The organism is Leifsonia sp. HAY1-4F, assembly GCF_056755275.1.
The window spans coordinates 1-264 of sequence record NZ_JBNDHX010000333.1; the positions used below are offsets into that span (position 1 = coordinate 1).

The following is a 264-nucleotide window of genomic DNA, read 5'->3' on the forward strand; positions in this document are numbered from 1 at the left end:
CCCCCCCCCCCCCCCCCCCCCCCCCCCCCCCCCCCCCCCCCCCCCCCTCCAAAAAAAAAGCCGCCCCACCAGATTAGCGAGTGTCTCGTGGGCTCGGAGATGTGTATAAGAGACAGTTTCGGAACTGTCTGGCACGGACGACCCGCGTACTCGCCGATGGGGCGTCGCACTGCACGAGCGGCGGGGATCGAGGTCATGAGTCGATGGTATGCGCCTCCTCTGTCTCTTATACACATCTGACGCTGCCGACGACGGAGAGAGTGT

General features: G+C 65.5%; 1 protein-coding gene. It reads left to right on the forward strand.

The genetic code is table 11. The features are described from left to right. On the forward strand, positions 1–240 hold a 240-nt coding region (locus ACPYOG_RS19725), incomplete at its 5' end, for a hypothetical protein (protein ID WP_481295813.1). Positions 241–264: the final 24 nt, after the last annotated feature.